General features: G+C 58.1%; 21 protein-coding genes and 1 pseudogene. 18 read left to right on the forward strand and 4 right to left on the reverse strand.

The genetic code is table 11. From position 1 onward, the window contains the following. Positions 1–89 precede the first annotated feature (89 nt). From AC07OG_RS07695 to AC07OG_RS07755, 13 genes and pseudogenes are all read left to right on the forward strand, one after another. A complete protein-coding gene (locus AC07OG_RS07695; RefSeq protein WP_218423052.1) occupies positions 90–1,031 on the forward strand; it encodes a VOC family protein in 942 nt (313 codons plus the stop codon). A 22-nt stretch (positions 1,032–1,053) separates the two neighbouring features. Next, positions 1,054–1,140: pseudogene (locus AC07OG_RS07700) on the forward strand (outer membrane lipoprotein carrier protein LolA); the annotation flags it as partial. A gap of 12 nt (positions 1,141–1,152) precedes the next feature. Continuing rightward, positions 1,153–1,563: a Rieske (2Fe-2S) protein gene (locus AC07OG_RS07705; protein ID WP_060542115.1), complete on the forward strand. Its 411-nt coding sequence runs from the start codon at positions 1,153–1,155 to the stop codon at positions 1,561–1,563. An 87-nt stretch (positions 1,564–1,650) separates the two neighbouring features. Beyond that, the gene (locus tag AC07OG_RS07710) at positions 1,651–2,775 is read left to right on the forward strand and encodes an FAD-dependent oxidoreductase (RefSeq protein ID WP_495066638.1); all 1,125 of its coding nucleotides are present in this window, start codon (positions 1,651–1,653) and stop codon (positions 2,773–2,775) included. A 50-nt stretch (positions 2,776–2,825) separates the two neighbouring features. Then, positions 2,826–4,523, forward strand: a complete 1,698-nt coding sequence (locus tag AC07OG_RS07715) for a DUF1302 domain-containing protein (protein WP_495066639.1) — start codon at positions 2,826–2,828, stop codon at positions 4,521–4,523. Between the two features lie 12 nt (positions 4,524–4,535). Beyond that, entirely contained in the window at positions 4,536–5,924 is a 1,389-nt protein-coding gene (locus AC07OG_RS07720; protein ID WP_060542112.1) for a DUF1329 domain-containing protein, read from the forward strand. Between the two features lie 62 nt (positions 5,925–5,986). Further along, complete coding sequence (locus AC07OG_RS07725) at positions 5,987–7,093, forward strand: WD40/YVTN/BNR-like repeat-containing protein (protein ID WP_495066640.1); 1,107 nt, start codon at positions 5,987–5,989, stop codon at positions 7,091–7,093. Positions 7,094–7,097: 4 nt separating this feature from the next. Beyond that, positions 7,098–9,572 carry an efflux RND transporter permease subunit gene (locus tag AC07OG_RS07730; protein ID WP_060542110.1) on the forward strand — a complete coding sequence of 825 codons (2,475 nt, stop codon included), beginning with the start codon at positions 7,098–7,100 and terminating at the stop codon, positions 9,570–9,572. After that, positions 9,562–10,812 (forward strand): MFS transporter, encoded by a 1,251-nt coding sequence (locus AC07OG_RS07735; RefSeq protein WP_495066641.1) that lies wholly within the window; start codon positions 9,562–9,564, stop codon positions 10,810–10,812. The genes AC07OG_RS07730 and AC07OG_RS07735 overlap by 11 nt, the downstream gene beginning before the upstream one ends. A 13-nt stretch (positions 10,813–10,825) precedes the next feature. Then, a complete protein-coding gene (locus AC07OG_RS07740) occupies positions 10,826–11,407 on the forward strand; it encodes a cupin domain-containing protein (RefSeq protein WP_495066642.1) in 582 nt (193 codons plus the stop codon). Further along, positions 11,404–12,387: a fumarylacetoacetate hydrolase family protein gene (locus tag AC07OG_RS07745; RefSeq protein WP_495066643.1), complete on the forward strand. Its 984-nt coding sequence runs from the start codon at positions 11,404–11,406 to the stop codon at positions 12,385–12,387. Before AC07OG_RS07740 ends, AC07OG_RS07745 begins: the two co-directional genes overlap by 4 nt. A 10-nt stretch (positions 12,388–12,397) precedes the next feature. Next, the gene (locus AC07OG_RS07750; RefSeq protein ID WP_495066644.1) at positions 12,398–13,402 is read left to right on the forward strand and encodes an NAD-dependent epimerase/dehydratase family protein; all 1,005 of its coding nucleotides are present in this window, start codon (positions 12,398–12,400) and stop codon (positions 13,400–13,402) included. After that, on the forward strand, positions 13,380–14,174 hold the full coding sequence (locus tag AC07OG_RS07755; protein WP_495066645.1) for a cyclase family protein: 795 nt from the start codon (positions 13,380–13,382) through the stop codon (positions 14,172–14,174). Before AC07OG_RS07750 ends, AC07OG_RS07755 begins: the two co-directional genes overlap by 23 nt. A 105-nt stretch (positions 14,175–14,279) precedes the next feature. On the opposite strand, the gene AC07OG_RS07760 is transcribed toward AC07OG_RS07755, so the two are convergent. Together AC07OG_RS07760 and AC07OG_RS07765 are read right to left on the reverse strand one after the other, a co-directional pair. Continuing rightward, on the reverse strand, positions 14,280–14,528 hold the full coding sequence (locus tag AC07OG_RS07760; RefSeq protein WP_495066646.1) for a hypothetical protein: 249 nt from the start codon (positions 14,526–14,528) through the stop codon (positions 14,280–14,282). Between the two features lie 288 nt (positions 14,529–14,816). Then, positions 14,817–15,875 carry a beta-keto acid cleavage family enzyme gene (locus AC07OG_RS07765; protein WP_495066647.1) on the reverse strand — a complete coding sequence of 353 codons (1,059 nt, stop codon included), beginning with the start codon at positions 15,873–15,875 and terminating at the stop codon, positions 14,817–14,819. 392 nt (positions 15,876–16,267) lie between these two features. Here AC07OG_RS07765 and AC07OG_RS07770 point away from each other — a divergent pair, with 392 nt between their 5' ends. After that, complete coding sequence (locus tag AC07OG_RS07770; protein ID WP_060542102.1) at positions 16,268–17,494, forward strand: ATP-binding protein; 1,227 nt, start codon at positions 16,268–16,270, stop codon at positions 17,492–17,494. A gap of 266 nt (positions 17,495–17,760) precedes the next feature. Here the strand turns inward: AC07OG_RS07770 and AC07OG_RS07775 are convergent, their stop codons facing one another. Then, a complete protein-coding gene (locus tag AC07OG_RS07775) occupies positions 17,761–18,366 on the reverse strand; it encodes a class I SAM-dependent DNA methyltransferase (protein WP_495066648.1) in 606 nt (201 codons plus the stop codon). 290 nt (positions 18,367–18,656) lie between these two features. Beyond that, entirely contained in the window at positions 18,657–19,706 is a 1,050-nt protein-coding gene (locus tag AC07OG_RS07780) for an alpha/beta fold hydrolase (RefSeq protein ID WP_495066649.1), read from the reverse strand. A gap of 613 nt (positions 19,707–20,319) precedes the next feature. On the opposite strand from AC07OG_RS07780, the gene AC07OG_RS07785 reads away from it, so the two are divergent. Genes AC07OG_RS07785 through AC07OG_RS07800 form a run of 4 tightly spaced genes read left to right on the forward strand, consistent with a single transcriptional unit; the run spans position 20,320 to position 24,640 of the window. Further along, the gene (locus AC07OG_RS07785; RefSeq protein WP_495066650.1) at positions 20,320–21,588 is read left to right on the forward strand and encodes a 2-hydroxycarboxylate transporter family protein; all 1,269 of its coding nucleotides are present in this window, start codon (positions 20,320–20,322) and stop codon (positions 21,586–21,588) included. A gap of 57 nt (positions 21,589–21,645) precedes the next feature. Further along, complete coding sequence (locus AC07OG_RS07790; RefSeq protein ID WP_495066651.1) at positions 21,646–22,851, forward strand: CaiB/BaiF CoA transferase family protein; 1,206 nt, start codon at positions 21,646–21,648, stop codon at positions 22,849–22,851. After that, positions 22,848–23,672, forward strand: coding sequence for an HpcH/HpaI aldolase/citrate lyase family protein (locus AC07OG_RS07795; protein ID WP_495066652.1), 825 nt, complete (start codon positions 22,848–22,850; stop codon positions 23,670–23,672). The genes AC07OG_RS07790 and AC07OG_RS07795 overlap by 4 nt, the downstream gene beginning before the upstream one ends. Before the next feature lie 29 nt (positions 23,673–23,701). Continuing rightward, positions 23,702–24,640 (forward strand): LysR substrate-binding domain-containing protein, encoded by a 939-nt coding sequence (locus tag AC07OG_RS07800; protein WP_495066653.1) that lies wholly within the window; start codon positions 23,702–23,704, stop codon positions 24,638–24,640. Positions 24,641–24,826: the final 186 nt, after the last annotated feature.

Raw genomic sequence — 24,826 nt, forward strand, 5'->3', positions numbered from 1 at the left:
ACACCACCACCGGACAGCCTGCGTTGCTGATGGGCCTATCGAGCCTGCGGCAGATTCGTCCGGATACTAATTTCAATGGAGTGGTAGCCATGAACATCCTTGGCCTTGATGCCCTGATCTTCGGCGTCGATGACATCCAAGCCTGTACCGATTGCCTGCGTGATTACGGCCTTGCGCCTGTCGCCGTCGACAGCAACGGCGGGCGCTTCGAAGCATTGGACGGCACCGCCGTGATCATTCGGCGGGCGGACGATCCGCGCTTGCCTGCCGCCATTGGTCCGGCACCGTCGATTCGTGAAACCGTCTACGGCGTCGCCAGCGCTGCCGACCTGGATGCCATCGAAGACGAGCTGGCGCGAGATCGCCAGGTCACCCGCGATGATGACGGCGTGCTGCACAGTATCGACGACATGGGGTTTGCAATCGCCTTTCAGGTCACTGTTCGCAAGGCTTACAACGCGCCGGACGACCTGACCAACGCCGCCGGCCATGCGCCACAGCGTCCGCTTAATCAGCCCGGTATCACCCTGGAAATGGAGGCCACGCCGCGCACTTTATCGCACGTGGTGTATTTCGTCCCCGACGCGGCCAAGGCAGAAGCCTTCTACGCCGAGCGTCTGGGCTTCAAAACCACAGACACCTTCATCGGCGCGGGTCCATTCATGCGCCCGGCAGGTTCCGATGACCACCATTGCCTGTTCATGATCCAGACCCCGCCTCACATGAAGGGCTGCGAACACTTCACTTTCCACATGGGCAGCGGCACCGAAGTGCTGCTGGCCGGAACACGCTTCGAGCAAAAAGGCTGGACCAGTTTCTGGGGCCCTGGCCGTCACCTCTTTGGCTCCAACTGGTTCTGGTATTTCAACAGCCCGCTGGGTTGCCACATTGAATACGACGCCGACATGGACAAGCACGATGACGCCTGGGAGGCGCGCCGTGCACCGCTGTCGGCGGATAACTCGCAACTGTTCCTGTTCAACTCCAAAGAAAAATGGGCACCCGGCGGCCCTCCACCCAAAGCGTTGTAGGCGCGAGCCTGTTCCGGGCGGCGTGCCGACGGCGCAGGTCAATGATGTCGCGGGGAGCCTGACGCCCCGCGGTGCTCTCAGGTTTTTCGCGAGCAAGCTCGCTCCTACATAGGTTTGTGTCATGAGCCACAGCGATTTTTACCTGTGCCGGGTGGACGAACTGGTGGAAGGGCAGGCACGCGGATTCGATCCATTGCAGCGCGGCAGAGACAGTGTTTTTGCCTTGGTGCACGAGGGACAGGTGCGGATTTACCGCAACAGTTGCCCACATCTGGACGTACGCCTGGAGTATCGCAAAGACCGGTTTCTCTCGGCGGATGGCCAGTTGATCGTCTGTTACGCCCACGGTGCACAGTTCCTGCCGAGTACCGGTAAATGTATCTACGGCCCCTGTTTGGGCCAAGAACTGGAGGCGTTGCCGTGGCGTATGGAGGAGGGCTGGCTGGTGCTGCAAATCCCCGAGATCGGCAGCGCGCCACCTCAAGTCGAGGTATCGCGTTTGGCGATACATCGCATCCCTACTCGCGATTAGTCAAATCCCTGCTTTGACGGGAAGCTGGACCTAACGACGCAGTGCCTGGCGCTGCAGCGAACCACAAGAATAAAAAGTGAGACAACCATGAGTGCAGTGAACAAAGTTCTGATCGTGGGCGGTGGCATTGGCGGCTTGTGTGCGGCCATCGCACTGCGGCGCAAGGGCATTGAGGTCGACCTGATCGAACTCAAGTCAGAGTGGACGGTTTACGGTGTCGGCATCATCCAGCAGAGCAACGTGGTCCGCGAAATGGCCAAGCTGGGCGTGCTCGACGGTTATCTTGATGCGGCCTATGCCTTTGAAGACGTCGCTATCTATGGGCCGGCCGGTCAGCAGCTGGCGCGCATCCCGGGCCAGCGCCTGGCAGGGCCTGCGTATCCGGCCAACGTCGGTATCTCGCGCCTGGCGCTGCACAAAGTCCTCAGTGAAACGGCGCTGGAGCTCGGCGCCAAAGTGCGCCTGGGTCTGAGCGTTGAATCCCTGAATGACACAGGCGAGAGCGTGGAGGTGCTGTTCACCGATGGCACTTGCGCCGGCTACGACCTGGTGGTGGGTGCTGACGGCCTGTTCTCCAAGGTTCGCAGTTTGCTGTTCGGCGACACCTACACGCCGCGCTTCACCGGCCAATCGGTGTGGCGCTACAACTTCCCGCGCGATCCGCACATCGATCACCTCGCCAACTACCAGAGCGCCGAAGGCAACGCGGGCCTGGTACCGCTGGCCGGTGACCTGATGTACCTGTTCCTTACCTCCCATGAACCTTCCAACCCGTGGATGGACCCGCAGACGCTGGCCGAGCAGATGCGCCAGCGCTTGCAGGGTTTTACCGGCCTCATCGGCGAGCTGCGTGAGCAAATCACCGACAACAGCCAGGTGGTTTACAAGCCGATGGAAGTGGTCTTCGTCAACGAACCCTGGTACCGCGGCCGTGTCCTGCTGATCGGCGACGCTGCCCACGCGACCACGCCACACCTTGGTCAGGGCGCCGGCATGGCAATTGAAGATGCCATCGTGCTCAGCGAAGAACTGACTCGCGACGGCGGCATCGAGCAACAGCTGCAGCGCTTTATGGATCGCCGTTTCGAGCGCTGCAAGTACATCAGCGAAAGCTCTGTGCTGGCCGGTGACAAGGAAATGCAGCACGACCGGGAGTTCGACCGCATCGGTCTGGTCAAGCAGATGCTCGCACGCACCGCCGAGCCCATCTGATTCGACTTCATCCACAGCAGTTACCACTATAAAAACAAGAGGTTAACGCGATGGTTAGTTCCACGACTGCGACGCTTGCGCGCCGCCCGGTCAGCATTTCTGCACCCTTTGGTTTCACCTTGGCCGCGGCTTTGGTTCTGTGTAGCCAGGCGGCCCATGCCTTTCAGGTTGATACCGGCAATCCGGATTTCAAACTGCGCTGGGATAACACGGTGAAGTACAGCGCCGCGTGGCGAGCCCAGGATCCAAGCAGCAAACTGACCCAGGGACAGATTGCGCTCAACCAGGACGACGGTGATCGCGCCTTCAACAAAGGCCTGATCTCCAACCGTTTGGACGTCCTCTCCGAACTGGATATGTCGTTCAAAAGCGTTGGCGCACGCCTCAGTGGTGCCACTTGGTACGACACTGAATACCAGCACGACAACGATAACGATGACCCGACACGCGCCAACGCCCGTTCGGTGGCCTACGACGAATTTACCGATGACACTCGCCACCTGCATGGCGGTGATGGGGAGTTGCTGGATGCGTTTGTGTACTGGAACGGCGACGTAGCCGACCGTGCCACGTCGGTGCGTGCAGGGCGCCACGGGTTGATCTGGGGCGAGAGCCTGTTCTTCGGGGCCAACGGCATTGCCGGTGGCATGGCGCCGGTCGACGTGGTCAAGGCGCAGTCCGTACCCAACACCCAGTTCAAGGAAATCACCCGGCCAGTCAATCAACTGTCCGGGACTTTCCAGCTGACCGACGACGTCTCGCTCGGCGCCTTTTACCAACTGGAATGGGAGGAGACACGTCTGCCGGGCGCAGGTAGTTATTTCTCCACCAGTGACACCATCGGCGAAGGCAATGAACGCCTGATCGTGGGCGCGCCATTCCCTGCGTTCCTCGGCGGCAATCCCGGCAGCCCGGCGGCGTTTTTCCATGGCAATGACAAGGAAGCGAAAAGTTCGGGGCAGGGCGGCCTGCAGTTGAAGTACAGCGCCGAGACGGTCGAGTACGGCCTGTACGCCATTCAGTACCACGACAAAACCCCCAAGCTGTACCTCAAACCTTCCACCGGTGTGCCGAACTTCAGTACCGGCCAGGTCGGCGAGTATTACTGGGTGTACCCGGAGGACATTCGCGCCTTTGGAGCGAGTTTTTCTACCACCGTGGACGAATACAGCTTCGCCGGTGAAGCCTCGATGCGCTGGAACATGCCGCTGGTTTCCAACGGTCAGACCGTCCTGCCTGGCGTTGTCGCTGACAACGATGACGACGCCCTCTACGCCGTCGGCCGTACCGCCCACGTCAACCTCAACGTGCTGGCCTCATTCGGACCGAACTTCCTTGCTAGGGAATCGGGACTGGTCGGCGAGATCGCCTGGAACCGTCTGCTGAGTGTCACTGAGAACCGGGCCGCCCTTGACCCCAATGCCACCGATGACGGTCTGGGTTTCAAGGTGGTCTACACCCCGACCTACCGCCAGTTCTTCTCCGGCATCGATATCAGCATCCCGGTCGGCATCAGCTACTTCCCCCTGGGCAAGTCGGCGGTTGTCAGTTCCTTCGGCCCGGACAACGGTGGCGATATGAACATCGGCATCACCGCGACTTACCTGGATCGCGTTACCGCTGGCCTGACCTACACGCATTACTACGGCGCCGAGGACACTAACCTCAACGCCGCCAACCAATTCAATTTCAAGCAATCGCTGAAAGACCGGGATTACCTGGCTTTCTCCGTCAAGACCACGTTTTAAGAGGACTTGCGCATGACCCACAACAAAAAGACCGGAGCCTTCAAGCTCAAAACCCTTTGCCTTGCACTGCTGGGTAGCCTGGCCATTTGCAGCCAACTGACGCTGGCGGCGACGGCTGAAGACGCGGCCAAGCTGTCGAAAAACCTGACGCCTTTCGGGGCCGAGCGCGCCGGCAATGCCGACGGCACCATCCCGGCCTGGGACGGTGGTTACACCAAGGTCGATCCATCGTTCAAGGAGGGTGGCAAACGTTCCGATCCGTTCGCCGCGGACAAACCACTGTTCAGCATCACCTCGAAAAACCTTGCGCAATACGCCGCAAAGCTCAGCGATGGCACCAAGGAAATGTTCAAGCGTTTCCCCGACACCTATCGCATTGATGTGTACCCGACCCGTCGTACAGCTGCCGCGCCGCAATGGGTGTATGACAACACCCTGAAAAACGCCACTCGCGCCAAACTGGTCGACAGCAGCGCCGGCCCCGTCCCCGAAGGCGCCTTTGGCGGCATCCCGTTCCCGGTCCCGCAAAACGGCGCCGAAGCCATGTGGAACCACGTGCTCAATTGGCGCGGTACCTCCCTGTCGATGCATTTTCGTCACTACCTGATGACCGCCGATGGCAAGCAGGTCATGACCACCGACGGCCAGGCTATCCAGGAGATGCCGTATTACTACCAGGAAGGGACGCCGGAGTCGTTTGCCGGTGACTACTGGATGTTCCGCCTGCTCAACGTCGGGCCACCGTTGCGCGCCGGCGAGCAGATTCTGGGCCGTACCAACATCAACGGCGATCTGTCCCAGGCCCACGTTTACCTGACCGGGCAACGCCGCGTGCGCAAGCTGCCGAATGCTTGCTGCGATACGCCGACACCGGCGACTGCCGGGGTGATGTCGTTCGACGAATTGAGCGTATTCCAGGGCCGCATGGACCGCTTCAACTGGAAACTGGTGGGCAAGCAGGAGATGTACATCCCCTACAACACCAACAAGGTGCAAGCCGCCGCCAAGCCTGAAGACCTGTTCCTCGCTCATCACATGAACCCGGATTACGTGCGTTGGGAATTGCACCGGGTCTGGGTGGTCGAGGCCGACCTGGCACCGGGCAAACGTCACCAATTGCCGAAAGGTCGTTACTACCTGGACGAAGATACCTGGCAAGCCATTCTGGGCGACCGCTGGGACGCCAACGGCCAACTGGCCAAGACCCTGTGGTCGTTGCCGGCAGTACTGCCGGACCTGCCTGCCCAGGCGCAATTGTCTTCGGGCTTCTATGACCTCACCTCTGGCGCCTGGTTTATCCAGAACGTCTACACCGGCCAGGCAGAACAGTACAGCGTGGTGGATCGCTACAAGGCCTCCGAGTTTTCGCCAGCGGCGATGGCGGGTGCCGGGGTTCGTTGATTCAGACCGGATCGCGGCTTGATCAGCGTGGTCCGGTTTCAAACGGTTTTTCGAGGTCGGTAATGAACAGATTCTGTCAGGTGGTTGGTCGGCTGATGTGGCTTATGGCGTTGCCTGTGGCGTTGCCGTTGACTCTGGCCCATGCCGCTGTGGTCGGTGACACCCTCAACACACCGGCGATGCAGGCGCCGCAAGCGAAATCTGCGGTGCTGCTGGACCTGGCCCGTGCGGGGGCACGGTTGGTGGCGGTGGGGGAGCGGGGCATCGTGCTGCTCTCCGATGACAACGGTGTCAACTGGCGGCAAGCAGCGGTACCGGTTTCCGTCAGCCTGACGGCCGTGCAGTTTGTCGACGCCAACAGCGGCTGGGCGGTAGGGCATGGCGGTGTTGTGCTGGCCTCCCGCGATGCAGGTGAACACTGGACCGTACAACTGGACGGCCTGCGAGCGGCACAACTGGAGTTGTCCGCTGCCCGCGAGCAATTGCCTTCTGCCAACGATCAGGATGCCGCCGCCGCGCGTGTGCAAACGGCTGAAAGGCTAGCTGCGGAGGGTGCTGACAAACCGTTTCTCGCCCTGCAGTTCGTGGATGCCCGACACGGTCTGATCGTGGGGGCGTACGGTCTGGCATTTCGCACCGAAGATGGCGGCACCACCTGGCAATCGATCATGGGGCAAATCGATAACCCGATGGGCGCGCACTTGTCTGCCATCGCTCAACAAGGAGAGCTCTGGTTCCTGGCCGGCGAGCAGGGTTATCTGGCTCGTTCGATGGATGCCGGCAAGTCTTTCAGTCAGTTGCAAAGCCCTTACGCGGGGAGTTTCTTCACCCTGCAAATGCGCGATGACGGTGTCTTGTTAGTGGCCGGTTTGAAGGGCAATGCTTTTTCCTCCAGTGACCTTGGCGAGAGCTTCCATCCGGCGCCGGTATCGATGCCGGTGTCTTTCAGCGATGCGATCCGCACCGATGACGGCCAGTTGCTGCTGGTCAATCAGAGCGGCGCCTTGTTTCGCACCCACAACCAGCCTGGCGCATTGCTGCAGCCCTACGGAAAACCGCTGGGCAAGCCCGTTGCCAGTGTCATCCAGGCCGCCGATGGCAGCCTGACGCTGGCTGGTTTCACTGGGTTGACGCGCGTATCGCCGTCAATCGCTACTGCTTCGGAGTGAGGTTATGAAGTCTTTCGACAACGCCACGGCCAGCCTGGCGAATTTCGATCCACGCTCCGGTTCAGTGGTGGAACGCACGCTGTTCAACCACCGCCTGTGGGTGCTGTTGGTGTGTGTGCTGACCACCTTGGTGCTGGGGTATCAAGCCACCCGCATCGAACTCAATGCCAGCTTCGAAAAGATGATCCCCACACAGCAACCCTACATTGCCAACTACCTTGAGCATCAGAAACAGCTCACTGGCCTGGGCAATGCGTTGCGTATTGTGGTCGCCAACCGGCACGGCGACATCTACGATGCCGAGTACCTCAAGACCCTGCAGGCCCTCAGCGACCAACTCTACCTGCTGCCGGGCGTTGACCGGGCGTACATGAAGTCGCTATGGACCCCGGCCACGCGCTGGGTCGCCGTGACCGAAGACGGCCTCGACGGTGGCCCGGTGATCCCGGATGACTACAGCGGCACCGCCGCCAACCTCGATGCGCTGCGCCGCAACGTGCAGCGTTCCAATGAACTCGGGCAGTTGGTGGCTTTCGACCAGACGTCGAGCATCATCTACGTGCCGTTGCTGGCCGCCACTTCTGACGGCAAGCCGCTTGATTACGCAGTGTTGTCCGAGCAACTGGAGACGCTGCGCAGCACATACCAAAGCGCCAATATCGACATTCACATCACCGGTTTCGCGAAAAAGGTCGGCGACCTGATTGACGGTCTGAAACAGATCCTGCTGTTCTTTGCCGTGGCGATCCTGATCACCACCGCCGTGCTGTTCTGGTACACCCGCTGCCTGCGCAGTACCGTGCTGGTGGTGCTGTGCTCGCTGGTGGCGGTGGTCTGGCAGCTCGGTTTGCTGCCATTGCTGGACTACCAACTGGACCCGTATTCGGTGCTGGTGCCTTTCCTGGTGTTTGCCATCGGCATGAGCCACGGCGCGCAGAAAATGAACGGCATCATGCAGGACATCGGCCGAGGCATGCATCGGGTGGTGGCGGCGCGATTCACCTTCCGCCGCCTGTTCCTGGCCGGGTTGACGGCGCTTCTTTGTGATGCCGTAGGTTTTGCGGTGCTGATGCTGATCAAGATCCAGGTCATTCAAGACCTCGCGGTAATCGCCAGCATCGGCGTGGCGGTGTTGATCTTCACCAACCTGATCCTGCTGCCGGTGTTGCTCTCATATGTAGGCGTTTCACCGCGCGCGGCACAACTGAGCCTCAAGAGCGAACAGGCCGAGCAAAACGGTCAGACACGGCATGCCTTCTGGCGTTTTCTGGATCTGTTCACCCATCGCCGCTGGGCCAGCCTGTGCATCGCCATCAGCCTTGCGTTGGCCGCTGTGGGCTTTGTGGTCAGCCTGCAACTGAAAATCGGCGACCTCGACGCCGGTGCGCCGGAGCTGCGCGCCGATTCGCGCTACAACCAGGACGATGCATTTCTGACCCGTCATTACGGCGCCAGCAGCGACCTGTTCGCGGTGATGGTGAAAACGCCGGCCAGCAGCTGTGCACGCTACGACATCCTGGCCAAGGTCGATGCCCTGGACTGGCAACTGCGCGCCTTGCCGGGTGTGGATTCGACCAATTCGCTGGCGTTGCTGAACCGGCGCATGCTGGTCGGCCTCAGTGAAGGCAACCCGAAGTGGTACGAGCTGCAGAACAACCAGGCGATGCTCAACATGATCACCGCCAGTGCGCCGCGTGGCTTGTACAACGAAGACTGCAGCCTGTTGACCCTGTACGCCTACCTCACTGACCACAAGGCCGAGACGCTGACCCGCCTGGTCGAGCACGTGGAAAAATTTGCCGCGGCGAATAACACAGACGAAGTGCAATTCCTCCTGGCCGCCGGTAACGCCGGCATCGAAGCGGCGACCAATATCGTGGTCAAGCAAGCCAACCGCGAGATGCTCGTCTGGGTCTATGGCGCGGTGATTCTGCTTTGCCTGATCACGTTCCGCTCCTGGCGCGCGACGGTGTGTGCGGTGATCCCCTTGATGCTGACGTCCATCCTCTGCGAAGCCTTGATGGTCTGGCTGAACATCGGTGTGAAAGTCGCCACGCTGCCGGTCATCGCCCTGGGCGTCGGCATCGGTGTCGACTATGCGTTGTACGTGATGAGCATTCTGCTGGGTCATCTGCGCCAAGGGGCGAGCCTGTCCGAAGCCTATTACCGCGCACTGGTTTCCACCGGCAAGGTGGTGATGCTGACCGGAATCACCCTGGCCATCGGCGTAGCAACCTGGACCTTTTCACCGATCAAGTTCCAGGCCGACATGGGCGTGCTGCTGGCGTTCATGTTCGTCTGGAACATGGTCGGTGCACTGGTGTTGCTGCCGGCACTGGCGTACTTCCTGTTGCCCGCACGCAGCGAGGCGCAGGGGGACGTTGTGCCGATGACAGTGACTAACGTGGCGGTTTCTGATTCGGCGGTAGTTGCCAACATTCATCACCTGCGCATCAAGGAGCCGTGCCATGGGCGCTAATGTCTTCGTGGAAAATACACACCGACAGGCCGGATGGGCGCAATCGCTGTTGTTGCTGCTAGGCAGCTGTTTACCGGTGCTGGGCGCGGTACTGCTGGCCCCGGTATTGCCGCGGATGCAGGCGCATTTTGCCGATGTGGCCGGCAGCGCCATGCTGGTGCCTGTGGTGTTGACCTTGCCGGCGTTGGTGATTGCGTTGCTGGCTCCGTTCGCCGGGTTGATCGCCGATCGACTCGGGCGCAAGCCATTGCTGTTGGCGAGCATGTTGCTCTACGTGCTCTGCGGCGTGCTGCCGCTCTGGCTCGACTCGCTGCCGGCGATCGTATTGAGTCGAGCAGGCATCGGCTTGGCCGAGGCGGGGATCATGACCTGCTGCACCACGCTGATGGGCGACTACTACAGTGGCGCCAGGCGTGAGCGTCTGTTTGCTTTGCAGATGGTCGCCACGTCGTTGTCCGCTGCGGTGTTTATCGCAGTGGGTGGTTTCCTCGGGGAAAACGACTGGCGCACCCCGTTTGCGCTGTATGCAGTGGGCCTGATTTTCCTGCCGCTGATGGCCTGGAAGCTATGGGAACCCCAGGCCCGCCCGCAGCCTGAACAAACAACGCAGCCGCTACTGGCAGGAAAATTTCCGTGGCGCGCGCTCACGCCCCTGTATGCGCTGTCGCTGTTGGCGGGTTTGAGCCTGTTTATTGTGCCGGTACAGGCCGGTTATCTGCTCAACCTGCTGCACGTGGATGCCCCGCAACAGATCGGCATGACCATGGGTGCCAATCAACTGGGCGTGCTCATCGGTGCGCTGAGCTTCCGCTTGTTCAGCGGGATGCGCGGCCAACACATGCTGTTGATTGCCTATGTGCTGGCGGGCATCGGCGGGCTGTTGATGGCTGGGGCCCTGACCCACGTACAAGTGGTGGTCGCAGTGACGATCAGCGGCCTGGGCATCGGCCTGATGTTGCCGACGCTGATCACCTGGATCATGGCGCAAGTCGATTTCCATCAGCGTGGGCGAGCGGCGGGGTGCTTTACCGCGGCCATTTTCGCTGGCGAGTTCATCAGCCCACTGGTGGTGCTGGGCATGACCTGTGGTGAAGCCTCGGCGCTCCCCCATGCGTTGGCCATTGTGGGTGGGGGGCAACTGTTGGTGGCGGTGTTTTGCCTGGCGGTGCCCCGGCTCGGTGGCCTGTCGCCCCACGCGAATGTTGTTGTCGGTGGCACCACCATCGGCGACGGAAACTGAACGAGGATTGTCCATGCAAGCGCTTCCTGAATTCAAACGAGTGGTCACCGGTCACGATCAGCATGGCCAGGCGATTGTCGCCAGTAACGGGCCGACGCCGAACGTATTCCCGTTGTCGGCGGTACCCGGCACGGTGTTTCATGAACTGTGGAACAGCAGCACCAGCCCGGCCTTGCTCGACAACGCCAGCGATCCAAGCAGCAAACCGTTGCAACTGAGCCCCGGTCCCCTGGGCAGCGTGATTCGGGTGGTGGATATTCCACCGGACAGCGTGCAGAACCAGGTCAGCGCTGAAAGCGCCGCGGCGGTGTTCGCCGAAATTGGCCAATCCCACGCCGGCACCGGCAAAGCCGACTCCCGGCACAAATTGATGCACCGCACCGAGACGCTCGACTACGGCATTGTCACCGAAGGGGAGGTGTGGCTGGTACTGGACGAAGAGGAGGTGCACCTCAAGCGCGGCGACGTCGTGGTGCAACGCGGCACCAACCACGCCTGGAGCAACCGCACCGAAGCAATGGCGCGCATGGTCTTCATTCTTCTCGACGGACGCTTCGCGGCTGAGTTGAACCCTGTCCAAGGAGCATCTGTATGAAACTCGCCACCCTGAAAAACGGCAGTCGTGATGGTCAGCTCGTTGTGGTCTCGCGCAATCTCGCATGGGCGCTGGATGCCAGTTCCGTGGCGCCGACCTTGCAGCAGGCCGTCGAAAACTGGAGCAGCACCGAACCACGCTTGCAGGCACTTTCGCGTCAATTGAATGCAGGCGAGTCGACTGAAGCCTTTGCCTTTGACCCAAGCCAGGCCATGGCGCCTTTGCCACGGGCCTATCAATGGTGCGACGGCTCGGCCTTCCTCAGCCATGGTGCACTGATGCAGAAGGCGTTCAATCTTGATCCCATCGACGGCGTCGAACACACACCGCTGATGTATCAGGGCGCCGGTGACGATTTCATCGGCCCGCGCGACGATATTGCGCTGCCGAGCGAGAGCCAGGGCATCGACTTTGAAGGCGAGTTCGTGGTGCTGGTGGATGACGTGCCGATGGGGTGTGACGCGCAAGAGGCGCTGCAGCACATCAAGTTGATCCTGCAGATCAACGACGTCAGTTTGCGCGCCCTGGCCCCGCGGGAAATGCGCACAGGCTTTGGATTTTTGCAGGCCAAACCCTCGTCCAGTTTCGCTCCGCTGGCCATTACCCCGGATGAACTGGGCGATGCCTGGTGTGACGGGCGGGTGCATTTGCCTTTGCAGGTGCACTGGAACGGCCAATGGTTCGGTCATCCGCACGGCGGGCAGATGAACTTCGGTTTTGGCCAGTTGATCGCCCATGCCGCGCTGACTCGCCGGCTGCGCGCGGGCACGCTGATCGGCTCAGGTACCGTCTCGAATGTCGAACGCAGTGCGGGTTCGGCTTGCATTGCCGAACGTCGCGCCATTGAAATGATCGAGCACGGTGCTGCACAAACCGGCTTCATGCGGTTTGGTGACCGCGTGCACATGGATGTTCTGGATAGCGACGGCCAGTCGTTGTTCGGCGCGATCGATCAACGTGTCGTTCAAGCTCAAGGTTGAGGGGCGCCCTATGCGTGTGTTGATTACCGGCGCCAATGGTTTTGTCGGACGAGAGCTGGTGCGTTGTTTGTTGGCGCGGGGCAGCTTGCGAGGGCAAAAAATTGACTCGCTGTTGGTCCTGGACAGGGACTTGCAGGGCTTGCCGGAGGACGCCCGAGTGCGTCGTCATTTCGGCAGCGTGACGGACCCTGCGTTGATGCGCCGGGTGCTGGCCGACGGCATCGACGTGGTGTTTCACCTGGTCAGTATTCCCGGTGGCACTGCAGAAGATCAGTACGAACTCGGTTACCAGGTCAACCTGCTGGCCAGTCTGGAGTTGCTCAACCAACTGCGCAACAAAAGCCAGCCACCCGTTTTGGTGTATGCCAGTAGCGTCGCGGTGTATGGCGGTCATCTGCCGGAACGAATGAACGAGACTGCCGAACTGCGCCCCGAACTGACCTACGGAACGCACAAGGCCATGGTGGAAAGCGCCGTGAGCGACCTTGCCCGGCGAGGTGATGTGGACGGTCGTGTGTTGCGACTGCCAGGCATCGTCGCCCGGCCCCGTGAGCCCAATGGCTTGCGCTCAGCATTCATGAGCGACCTGATGCGGGCGTTCGCCGAGGGTGAATCCTATCAATGCCCGGTCTCGCCAGAGGCGACGGCCTGGTGGATGTCGGCGCGCTGCTGCGTGAACAACCTGATCCACGCTGCAGAGCTCGATGGCGACTCGTTGGGCGCTCAACGGGTGTGGCAGTTGCCGGTTCTGCATTTGTCCATAGCCCAGGTGATCGACGCTTTGGCCGATCGCTATGGGCAGGAGCGCCGCAAGCTGATCAGTTATGCGCCCGACGCCGGGCTGCAAGCGTTGTTCGGACAGATGCCACCCCTGAAAACCCCGCAAGCGCGTGCCGCCGGTTTCAATCATGACCGCACGGCTGCCGCGCTGGTCCGCAATTCCCTCAACCCCTCGGCCCCCCGACACTTGCCGCTGACCGGAGAGAACTTTCATGTCACTGCCAACCAAGCCTAAACGTCGTCTCGTGGACCTTTCGGTCACCCTCGATAATAACCCCTACACCGATCCGCCGCCGTTGCTGCCGAAGATCGACTACATGGATCACCAGCAGGGCTGGCCGGAAATGGCAGCGATGTTTCCGGGCTTGCAACTCGAGCAAATGCCGGGCAACGAATCATGGGCGGCCGAGCGACTGCACATCACCACCCACAGCGGTACGCATATGGATGCGCCCTGGCATTACGCCTCGACCACCGATGGCGGACAGCCGGCGTTTGGCATCGATGAGTTACCGCTCGATTGGTGCCTGCAACCTGGGGTGAAGCTGGACTTTCGGCACATGGCAGACGGTCATGTGGTAACCGCCGACGAGATCGAAGCCGAACTGGCGCGCATTGGCCATGCCTTGCAGCCGCTGGACATTGTGCTGATCAACACCCGTGCCGGCGCATTGTTTGGTCAGCCGGGCTATCTCGATGCCGGTATCGGAATCGGTCGTGAAGCCACGATGTATCTGCTGGAGCGGGGAGTGCGGGTAGTCGGCACCGATGCCTGGAGCTGGGATGCTCCGTTCAAGTACACCCGTGAGCGTTTCGCAGCCGACGGCGATGCCTCGATCATCTGGGAAGGGCACAAGGCCGGGCGCGATATCGGCTACGGGCAAATGGAAAAGCTCGCCAACCTGGATGTCCTGCCGGCCAATGGATTCGTGGTGTCGTGTTTTCCCTACAAGATCAAGCACGCATCGGCCGGGTTCGTACGCGCGGTGGCGATATTCGACGAGTAAGCCGCGCGAAGAAACGCGGGCCAGTTTCGCCAGATCCAGAGGGTGGAATCGAGTGCAACACGACCTGAGGAAGCCAGGGCGTAAAGCCCTGGCAGACAGCAACTGTCACTTTTTCTTCTTCGCCGGCTTTTCTGCCTTCTCTGACTTGCTGGCCTTTTCTGGCTTGCTGTCAGCCTTTTTTGCAGATTTCTTTGGTTCGACAGCTTTTTTCTTGTCTTTCTTATCGGAAGATTTCGAAAGAGCCGCGGCCGCCGCTGATTTCTTTGCCGGTGATGACTTTTTGTCTTTCAAATCCTTGCTGGCTTTCGAAGCGTCACCTTTGCTTTTCTTCTCGTCTTTAGCCACGTTGACCACCTCTCGGAGTGTGCCGGTATTGGCACATTGCCTGTGGGATTATCCACACGCTGATCATTAGGCGAGCGCGTCGCAAAGCGGTTCAGATTATTTTGATGCGTCGTGACAGGCTTTGGAGGGGGCACCGATATGGACTGAGGTCTGGGCATCCTGAACAGGTAAACCGCTACGCCTCTAAGTGAGTTTTCACACCGTCTGTGCCAAAGCAGCCATTCATATTTCATGAGCGAATGGGACTGGACTCTTCCATCCAGTCCAGCCCCATACGCTTACCCCTTACAAAATGGCTCAGGCCTTCCTGCGCAAGAATCCCTGCTGGGCACCGTTGCGGTTAGGCGCGAAGCCATTGGCCTCCAGGCTTTCTTCAACAGTGTCGTAGAACACGCCGATCTTGCTGATCTCGCGCGCCTGCTGGGCGGTGGCGATCGGGCGACCGAACTCGAGGGAGATGCGCACCAGTTGCTCGATCTGTTCAACGGTGGACATTTTCCCCGTTTGCGCCTGGTTCCAGAGGTTATCCTCGATGCCGCAGCGCACGTGCAGGCCCATCGCAATGCCCATCATGTTGACCGGCAGCACGTTGCGCGTCGAGCTTTCCACGGTCAGCACGGCGCCGTCCGGCACGGCACGCACGATGTTGGCCAGGCTGTAGATGTTAGGCACGTCCATCCCGCCGCCGATCGCCACCCAGTTCATCACCAGCGGGCCCTTGTAGATGCCGCGGCGCATCAGGCGCTCGACCGAGTCGAAGCTATTGATGTTGTAGCACTGGAAAGCACTCTGGATGCCCGCGGCCGTCAGGCGTCGCACGTGCTCTTCCACCCAGCCCGGCTGGGCCGGCACCGTCATTTCCTTGTAGGCGGTGTAGACAGCCGGGTCTTCCATTGAGGTGCCCTTGATGTCGGCGTCATCCCAGTGCTCGACGACGTTCATCTGCGAGGTGTTCACGGTGACCGTTACCTGGTCCGGCTTGGGATCGAGTTCGGCCAGCATATGGCGCGTATCGTCGCTCAGCCACTTGGCAGCAGCGCCCTCTGTTTCCGGCGCAAAACTGATCGAGCCGCCCACTTGAATGATCATCTCCGGCACAGCTTTACGCACACCGGCGATCAGTTCGTTGAACTTCGACAGACGCTTGGAGCCCTTGCCGTCCAGTTCACGCACGTGCAAATGCAGCACCGTAGCCCCGGCGTTGTAACAATCCACGGCCTTCTGGACCTGCTCCTCCATGGTTACCGGGATGTCCTCGGGAAAGTCAGAGGGCTGCCACGACGGTGCATAGGGTGCTGCCGTGATGATCAGGGGCTGCTGGTTCTCAGTAAAGAGGTGGCCGTCAAGGAAGTTCATAGAGGATCTCTAAAATATTTTTTATTGTTAAGCGGAACGCCGAAAAGGCTTGGTGCCGATAGGTCGCGCGTTCCATCTTGCGAAGTCAGGGTAGGTATTGCTCGTTGAACTGTAGGCCGAGGGCCTGATCAGGCGCTTCTCATCGCACGACAATGGCATTTCATTTCATGACACGTGTTGCAAAGAATTGAATTTCTAACGATGGGCGCGAGTGGCAAGAAATGCCCCACCGCACTGCCAATGGGACCCGGAATGTTGAATGGAGGAGGGCACTCGCAGCGTTTGTCAGGACGCGACGAAGTACCCTGGGCGGAGGGGCGGTCGGGTTGAATCTATCGAAATATAGGCATATTATCGAATTTAGATAAACTACCTAATTTGAGTAGAACCCCATGGACGCCATTCGCAATCCTTACGCTCCAGGTGCCGGTACTCGTCCCCCCGAGCTTGCTGGGCGTGACGTTATCCGCGAGAAGCTACGCATCTCCATCGAGCGCCTACGGGTCGGGCGTCCGTCTAAAAGTATCGTTATGGTCGGCTTGCGAGGTGTCGGCAAGACCGTCTTGTTGAATCGAATGCTCATTGATGCAGAGACCGCCGGTATCCATACCGCCTACGCAGAGGCGCCGGAAGGACGATCTCTGCCTTCCTTGCTGGCTCCGCAGCTGCGTTCCGCGTTGCTTCGCATCAGTAGAGTCGAGGCAGCCAAAGATAAGGCTATACGTGCACTCAGAGCACTGACAGGGTTTGCCCGCTCTCTGAAGGTGACCTATCAAGACATTGAAGTCGGCTTCGATTACGAGCCTGAGGCAGGACTGGCCGACAACGGCGATCTCGAAGGCGACCTGACCACCTTGCTGACTCAGGTAGGTGAAGCGGCTCGCGGTGCCGAGACAGCATTAGTCATCTTCATCGACGAACTTCAGTACGTCGTCGAGGAAGAGCTGGCCGCTCTGATTACTGCGCTCCATCGCGTATCGCAATTGAGCCTTCCAGTGACAATTGTGGGTGCGGGTCTACCGCAACTCCGTGGGCGTGCTGGAAACGCAAAGTCGTACGCTGAGCGATTGTTCGACTATCCAGAGATTGGTCCGTTAGAGCCACCTGAAGCCAAAGTAGCGTTCGTAAAGCCATCCGAGGACGAGGGAGTGATTGTCGATCCGGATGCAGCCGATCTGGTGGTCACGATGACACAAGGCTATCCGTACTTCATTCAAGAATGGGGCAAGAGTTCCTGGGATGTAGCGAGCAACGACCACATCACCGTTGAGGACGTCAGGGACGCCTCGCCATTGGCGATAGCGGCTCTGGATGAAAGCTTTTTTCGGGTTCGTTTTGACCGGATGACGGTCGCAGAAAAAATCTTTTTAAGAGCGATGGCCGATCTAGGGGCAGGGCCTCACCGGTCTGGCGATATTGCCGGACGGCTTGGCCGGACCAGTCAGTCGCTTGGGCCAATACGCAGCAGCCTTATTACCAAAGGCATGATCTGGAGCCCAAACCACGGTGATACCGCATTCACCGTACCGATGTTCGATCAGTACATGAAACGAATCATGCCGGGTAACGATTGGCAGCCGCCGCCCGTAGGTGCCGGTACTGCTCGCAAAGCTCCCTGACGCGGTGAGATGCAACGGGTAATTGCACAGAGTGGCCCACCCGATAGCATTCGACCTGGCTAGTGATTTGTATCGGGTTGGGCTGACAGAGAACATTTTTCTCCCGTCTCGTTAAATCGATAGAGCAGGGAAGGGATGAGTTCGTTAACGGGAAAAGTTCGTAGGCCAATTACGGTCAAACACGATTAAATTATAACTCAACTAAATAGATGTTTAGTTTAGTTATAATTTAATCATATATAAAGATGAGCAGGGTGCTACCCCCGTCATTCAAATACTGCCAGCCAGACAGTGTGCCCACCGCACAGCGGGTCTTCCGTCAGTTGCTCGACAACCCTGAAACCATGGCGATTGAGCAAATCGACGTATTCATCGTGGTCCAGGCTGGCGTGGTAAAGCGTCTCACCTTCAAAGGTGCCAAGGGCAATCCCGTGGGCCGTCCCACTGGTGAACATAAGCGCAGCCCCTGGTTGCGCATGGGCCTGGAAGATCGGGAACATTCGGCGCTGATCTTCCGGCGTCAGATGAAAGAAACTGTCCCACGCCAGAATCCCTGCGTAACGTTGACCAAGGTCCATTCGACGCATATCCGCCACACGCCAATCCTGTCCGGGAAAACGCTGCTGACAAAACTCGATCATCGACTCTGAAGAATCTATGCCGCATACGGCGTGACCAGCGTCGATCAAGTAACTGGCCATTGGTTCGGCGCAGCCACAACCAAGATCGAGGACCTGGCCATCAACGTCAGGCATGACCCGACGAAAACGCTCCAGCCATGAATGTTCGGTACCAAGACGAGAGCGAATGCGATCCCAGGTTTGAGCATGTCGTTCGTAGAGGTCGATAATCTTGCTGGCGGCTTCATGCACGGGGAATCGTCCTTTGAGTACGAAGTGGGGTTTGTGCGTTGAAATGTACAGGGGGAATGGCCGGTATGGAATATCCATCATGTCGCATAATGTATATTATGTTAAACGTCAGGTCATGTCATAGATGTTCATGAGCAGCAGATCCCGCAATGGGCTCTTGGACGCAAGGATTGGTTCTTCGCAGGATCGTTACGCAGCGGCGCTTCTGCGCGCGACTATCGCTTCCACGAGATGACATGGGCGTCTGATTATTGTTGCTTTAAACGCCCGTGTAGCCTGAGGACAATTCTTTATTCGGATTTTTGCCAGGCACATACATCGAGGGTCGCACCTTGGGATAATCGTTGTTGCGCCTTGTCGTTAGTGAGCAACAGTGATTGGCCGTGATCGCAGACCAAGATTCGTTCGCCCTGATAAGCGATATCGGTAATGATCTGTCCCCAATGTCGGTACTGCACATCATGACCTTCACCCGGGTACGAGCGGACGGCGCCAATATTCGAATAGTGCTTGCTCCAGAACTTCATATGCTCCGGAGGCACCGCAGCGTCGCCAGTACCGCCATATATAAACACCGGGGCTTTGATTTTTTCTCCAGAGGCCACGGGCTGCTCGCAATACAAACGCCACTCGTGCACCAGGGGTTTCATGTCAAAACCTTGCGAACCTTTCATGAAAAAGGTGCGCATACCATCATCGTAGGCTGCATCTTCCCAACCAGGGATTCGTTCCACTGAATTGCCCGCTGGCATGGCCCACCACTGAGTGGGAACCGTATAGGGCAGCGCGGTTACAGCCAATTGCTCATCGGAGACCTTGCAACGATCCTTAGGTTTACTGACACCCGGTTGCGAATAAGCAGCAGCGTAATGAATCGAGCGCAACTGTGGCGCAAGGTCTGCGGCTATCTGCGCGACGTAAGGCCCACCACCAGAGATCGCCAACAAGGAAAAATGATCAACGCCTAAATGGACAAGCAATTCATGCACGTCTGCACTGTAGCTGGCGTAATCGCCCTTTGGATCAAAGGTGCTTTGACCAAAGCCGTTACGCTCCAATGTGATGAATCGCAGTTTTAATTGATCGCGCGTAGAACGTAGAAAATTAGTGAGTTCCAAGGCCCTTGCACTGGTGCCGTTGCCCGCGACAAAAACAACCGGAATGCCATCTTTCGGACCCTCATCAACATAAAACAGATCTTTACCTTTATTGGACCAATGATGCACCGGGGCGCCCATCGCATCAAAATCACTCTGTACTACAACTTGTTCAGTATCCGCGAGCACAGCGGAGACGGCGAAAGGTAAGGAGAGCAAGGCAAAAAGTTGTTTTCTCAACATGATATCCTCTTGTTTTTATTGCAAAGCCTGATTAAAACTATACGAGCGGATACCACTAAATATCTGACCTATGGCGACACTTAATACAACAACAGCGACTTCATCAAACCGTTTCAGCCGTTCCATCCCCACCGTTTTCGGAACGGCGTCCAGAAAATCAACCGAGTCGAAATCGAGGCGGCACGTTCTCTTTGGGCGTGCCTGATGCAGTTGTGCAATGGGTAGCATCACAAGGACGAGTCATCGACAATCTCACAGGGTAAATACCTTTTCCGGACTGACCTCCTGAATACGACAACCTCGCTCCCCCTCCCCCAGCATCGCCCATATCAAGAGGCGCTATTGAATCTTACCTATGGTTGTTTTCTGAAAGACCTTGCAGCCCTTATTTTGCAAGGGCTCTAGGGGGTTACCAGAATCTCCGTGGGTATAGGCATAACTTATACCCGGTATTCAAATGCCGTATTTCAGGCTAAGTGAACGCTTTTTATAAGATCTGCGCACAACATCACAATAAAAGGGTATTCCAATGCCTCACGAACACACCCCCTCCTCGCCGTCGCGCGACCTATATGAGTCATCGTCTTCATTACGAAACTTCTGGTGGAGGTTAATGGACATCCGCGTAGGTTTCGTACCACTGCCGGTACTGGTGTTGCTTTCAGTCGTTCTGACCCTCACGGCGTCGAGCAGTGAATTGTCTTCGCAACTATCCCCCATGATCGCCCTGCTGGGCATCTGCAGTTGTGTGTGCTTCGAGATTGGCAATCGTATTCCGGTGTTTAGCAGTATCGGCGGGCCGGTGATCATGGCGATGTTCCTGCCGTCTTACCTTGTCTTTGCCAAAATTCTTCCGGAGTCGGTGGTTACGCCCATCGTAACTTTCTGGAAAACCACGAATTTTCTCTATCTTTTCATTCCTTGCATCATCGTCGGCAGCATCCTGAGCATGGATCGAACGATTCTACTGGCTGGATTCTTTCGCCTGTTCGTGCCCTTGGCTGCAGGCTCCATCGCGGCGGGGTTTGTTGGCACGGCTGTCGGTGTCTCCTTGGGGATGGGCGTTTTTCATACCGTTTTTTTTGTTGTTATTCCTGTGATGTCTGGTGGCCTCGGTGAAGGGGTTATCCCTCTCACGGTCGGCTACTCCAGCATTCTTGGTCAACCTCATGGCGATCTGCTTGCTCAAGCGTTGCCCGCTGTAATGATGGGTAATGTTTGCGCAATCGTGTTCTCGGCACTGCTCAATACCGCCGGTAAACGCTGGACGCAATACACTGGTAACGGAACGCTGATGAAAAGTGCAGTCGGCAATTTGGATAATGGCAACACCGAGTCACAGCCTTACAGCTTCGACGTGAAACATGTGGCGGCTGCAGGCATGGTTGCGGTGTGCCTCTATGCTGTTGGCATGTACGCCGATCACACCTTCGGGCTGCCAGGCCCTGTGGTGATGCTGGCATTGGCAGTACTGGGTAAGGTTGCCTTTGTCTTCAGTCCGTCAATTGAGCAGGGGGCGGGTACGGTTTATCGCTTCTTTGCCACTGCCGTCACCTACCCATTACTGTTCGCCATCGGCGTCGTGGTAACTCCATGGCAGAAAGTGGCCGACGCCTTTAACTTTCCAACCATCATGACCATTGTCGCTACCGTTGCGACGCTGATGACCGTGGCCTTTTTCGTAGGTCGTAAAGTCAATATGCACCCTATCGAAGCAGCCATTGTAGTGGGCACCCATAGCGGGATGGGCGGCACTGGCGACGTAGCCATTCTGACGGCCTCCAATCGCATGCAACTGATGCCCTTTGCCCAAATTGCAACACGCATAGGGGGTGCCATTACCATCTCGGGTGCACTACTGGTGATGTCTTGGCTTTACTGATTTCGCCTTACCGTCCGCGTGACTCCATTGAATGTGAACAACAAGGGATCCAGATCCATGGATAACAAACAAATGCCTGCACGTCCGCTGGATGGCATCACGGTGGTCAGCCTGGAGCACGCGATTGCTGCACCATTCTGTAGCCGGCAACTGGCCGATTTGGGCGCCCGTGTCATCAAGATCGAACGGCCAGCTGTTGGCGATTTTGCACGAGCCTATGACTCCCGCACGAATGGTTTGGCTTCACATTTTGTATGGGCAAATCGATCCAAGGAAAGCTTGACCCTGGATGTAAAAAAACCAGAGGGCGATGCGGTTCTTGAGGCTTTGCTATCCAAGGCAGACGTGCTGATCCAAAACCTCGCGCCCGGAGCGGCAGCGCGTATGGGTCTGTCGTTTCAGGCTTTGCATGAGCGTTATCCCCAGTTGATCGTCTGCGATATCTCGGGTTACGGCACAGGTGGGCCGTACGAGCATAAAAAGGCCTATGACCTGCTGATTCAGAGTGAGGGCGGGTTTCTTTCTGTTACCGGAGGGGCTGGCGAGGATGAATTGGCCAAAGCAGGCTGCTCCATTGCCGATATATCTGCCGGCATGTATGCGTACAGCGGCATTCTTTGCGCATTGTTGCTGCGCGGCAAAACCGGACAGGGCAGTCACGTGGAAGTCAGCATGCTGGAAAGCCTCGTAGAATGGATGGGTTACCCTTTGTACTACGCTTATGAAGGTGCCCCACCTCCTCCACGTGCAGGCGCAGCACACTCCACGATCTACCCCTATGGACCCTTCCCGGCCAGTGAGGGTGACGTAGTCATGCTTGGTTTACAGAACGAGCGCGAGTGGGCGCTGTTTTGTAATTGTGTACTGGAGCAACCGCTCTTGCTGGAAGATGAACGCTTCAGTTCCAACGCTCAACGCTCTACCCATCGACAGGCGCTACGGCAAATAATTATTGAAGCCTTCGCCAGGCTAGGGACAGCAGAAGTCATCGCCCGGCTTGATGCCGCGCCTATCGCGAATGCAAAGGTCAATGACATGCAAGCCGTCTGGCGGCATCCGCAACTACAGGCACGCCAGCGCTGGGTACAAGTGGGAAGCCCCAACGGTAACTTACCGGCACTCCTCCCACCCGCTGCGAACAGCGCGTTCACCCCCCGCATGGATCCGATTCCCGGTTTGGGAGAGCACAACGAAACAATACTCACCGAGCTTGGGTATTCGAATTCCGATATCGACGAGCTAAAGGCAACGGGTGTGATATGAAGATGAACGAGCTACCTTCGGTTAAAAGTGCACTGTTTGTTCCTGGTAGCCGTCCCGAGCGCTTTAGTAAAGCCTTCGCGACGGGCGCGGATCGAATCATTGTCGACTTCGAGGACGCCGTGGAAGCAGGACTCAAGCGTCAAGCCAGACACAATCTGCAAGCATGGCTTGAGCTAAATCCGACTGCCCAGCTGATGGTGCGCATCAACGCGTTCGACCATCCTGAGTTTTGCGCAGACGTAGACTTCTGTGACGCGCACCCTGGGGTGGTTGCCGTCATATTGCCCAAGGCCGAGAGCCGCGAGCAGGTTGAGCAGGTGACGACCCATGGCAAGCGCGTCTGGCCGTTGATTGAAAGCGCCAAGGGAATAGAGGCGCTCGCCGAAATCGCCCAGGCCAGGAACGTCGAACGCCTTACCTTTGGCGCGCTGGATATGAGCTTGGATCTGGGCCTGCGCAGCAGCGCCGCTGCGGCAATGCGAATATTGGATCAGGTGCGCTACAAATTGCTGTTGCATACCTCGCTCGCCTCTCTGGCGCGACCGGTGGAAACCGTTTATCCCACCATCGACGACCCCGAGGGACTGGAAGTGTTTGCCAGTAGCGCGCTGCATATGGGCTTTGGGGGCATGCTGTGTATTCATCCAAACCAGGTAGGTATTGCCAATCGTATTTTCAGCCCAACAGATCACGAAATCGAGTGGGCACAAAAAGTACTCGCCGCAGCGCAGGAGAACGGCGGTGCGTTTCGGCTGGATGGGCAAATGGTCGATGCTCCAGTACTGTCGCAAGCACGTAGGTTGCTCAACGCTGTACCCTAGGTGTTTGGATTTTTACGGAAACGTTTTTTATGGACGTGCGCCATCTCAAATACTTCGTCACGATTGTAGAATGCGGGAGCCTATCCAAGGCTGCAGGGCAATTGTTTGTCTCGCAGCCCTCCTTGAGTCAGCATATCTCCAACCTTGAGAGCGAACTCGGCACCGCCTTGCTACTGCGTAGCCCGTTGGGTGTGAGACCGACCGAAGCCGGTACGCTGCTTTACCGGGATGCTCAGCAGATACTGCGACAGATGGACGATCTGCGTCGGCAGGTCACCAAGGGCGTTAGAACCGTTTCCGGATCGGTGACCATCGGTTTGCCCACGACGATCGCCGCTGTGCTGGCAGCCCCCCTGCTCGAACACACTCTCGCCCTTTATCCGGGTATACGTTTGCATATCATCGAGAGCATGAGTGGGTACATTAGCGAGCTGTTGGCCAATAGTCGGGTGGATTTGGCGGTACTGTTTCGCGACACCGAAACCCGCGGTGTGTCAGTGCAGCCATTGTTTGACGAAGACCTCTATGTGATTGGCAGTGCCGGTCTTAAGTTGAGTGCCGAACAGCTTGACTGCCCTCTGTTCGAGCTGGCTGGCGTTCCGCTAGTGACGCCTGGCGGTGGGGTGGGGTTAAGGCTGCTGATCGAACGTACATTCGCCAGAGAAGATGTTGCGTTGAACATTATCGCCGACATCGACTCACTGCCGACCATGATCGAAATAGCGTGTCGTGGCACTGCGTGCACCATCCTGCCGCCCTCCTCTCTGATGACCAAAGCCCGGGACTCGTGGCCGCTAGTGCGTAAAATCAGCAAGCCGGGCATAAGCCGACCAGCTAGCCTTTGCTGGCCCACATCGCTGCCCACAACCGCCGCCAACCTAGCAATCAGACACTTGATTCCCTCGCTGGTAACGCAACTACAGACCAGTGGTGAATGGATCGGTATTACTTTGCGAGAAGCGCCTTGATTCTAGGGAATTTGCGAAACACTCAACCGATCTAAGTTCAGACAGCGTATTGCAGCAGAGGCCTGCATTGAGGCTGCCGGCACGTAGGTGGTCTACCAACGGTGCATATACGTCCTGCTCGGCTGTTCTGGGCTTACGACACGCTGACTCGCTTCCCGGAACTCGTCCCAAAAACAACAGGCATCA

The sequence above is a fragment of the Pseudomonas sp. GW821-FHT09H03 genome (assembly GCF_059415945.1).

What these genes read in the sequence shown, in the direction of transcription:
- AC07OG_RS07720 (WP_060542112.1), top strand. Translation starts at nt 4,536, where the DNA reads ATGACCCACAACAAAAAGACCGGAGCCTTCAAGCTCAAAACCCTTTGC.
- AC07OG_RS07790 (WP_495066651.1), top strand. Translation starts at nt 21,646, where the DNA reads ATGGATAACAAACAAATGCCTGCACGTCCGCTGGATGGCATCACGGTG.
- AC07OG_RS07785 (WP_495066650.1), top strand. Translation starts at nt 20,320, where the DNA reads ATGGACATCCGCGTAGGTTTCGTACCACTGCCGGTACTGGTGTTGCTT.
- AC07OG_RS07745 (WP_495066643.1), top strand. Translation starts at nt 11,404, where the DNA reads ATGAAACTCGCCACCCTGAAAAACGGCAGTCGTGATGGTCAGCTCGTT.
- AC07OG_RS07780 (WP_495066649.1), bottom strand. Translation starts at nt 19,706, where the DNA reads ATGTTGAGAAAACAACTTTTTGCCTTGCTCTCCTTACCTTTCGCCGTC.
- AC07OG_RS07750 (WP_495066644.1), top strand. Translation starts at nt 12,398, where the DNA reads ATGCGTGTGTTGATTACCGGCGCCAATGGTTTTGTCGGACGAGAGCTG.
- AC07OG_RS07740 (WP_495066642.1), top strand. Translation starts at nt 10,826, where the DNA reads ATGCAAGCGCTTCCTGAATTCAAACGAGTGGTCACCGGTCACGATCAG.
- AC07OG_RS07715 (WP_495066639.1), top strand. Translation starts at nt 2,826, where the DNA reads ATGGTTAGTTCCACGACTGCGACGCTTGCGCGCCGCCCGGTCAGCATT.
- AC07OG_RS07800 (WP_495066653.1), top strand. Translation starts at nt 23,702, where the DNA reads ATGGACGTGCGCCATCTCAAATACTTCGTCACGATTGTAGAATGCGGG.
- AC07OG_RS07730 (WP_060542110.1), top strand. Translation starts at nt 7,098, where the DNA reads ATGAAGTCTTTCGACAACGCCACGGCCAGCCTGGCGAATTTCGATCCA.
- AC07OG_RS07695 (WP_218423052.1), top strand. Translation starts at nt 90, where the DNA reads ATGAACATCCTTGGCCTTGATGCCCTGATCTTCGGCGTCGATGACATC.
- AC07OG_RS07770 (WP_060542102.1), top strand. Translation starts at nt 16,268, where the DNA reads ATGGACGCCATTCGCAATCCTTACGCTCCAGGTGCCGGTACTCGTCCC.
- AC07OG_RS07705 (WP_060542115.1), top strand. Translation starts at nt 1,153, where the DNA reads ATGAGCCACAGCGATTTTTACCTGTGCCGGGTGGACGAACTGGTGGAA.
- AC07OG_RS07735 (WP_495066641.1), top strand. Translation starts at nt 9,562, where the DNA reads ATGGGCGCTAATGTCTTCGTGGAAAATACACACCGACAGGCCGGATGG.
- AC07OG_RS07795 (WP_495066652.1), top strand. Translation starts at nt 22,848, where the DNA reads ATGAAGATGAACGAGCTACCTTCGGTTAAAAGTGCACTGTTTGTTCCT.
- AC07OG_RS07765 (WP_495066647.1), bottom strand. Translation starts at nt 15,875, where the DNA reads ATGAACTTCCTTGACGGCCACCTCTTTACTGAGAACCAGCAGCCCCTG.
- AC07OG_RS07755 (WP_495066645.1), top strand. Translation starts at nt 13,380, where the DNA reads ATGTCACTGCCAACCAAGCCTAAACGTCGTCTCGTGGACCTTTCGGTC.
- AC07OG_RS07710 (WP_495066638.1), top strand. Translation starts at nt 1,651, where the DNA reads ATGAGTGCAGTGAACAAAGTTCTGATCGTGGGCGGTGGCATTGGCGGC.
- AC07OG_RS07725 (WP_495066640.1), top strand. Translation starts at nt 5,987, where the DNA reads ATGAACAGATTCTGTCAGGTGGTTGGTCGGCTGATGTGGCTTATGGCG.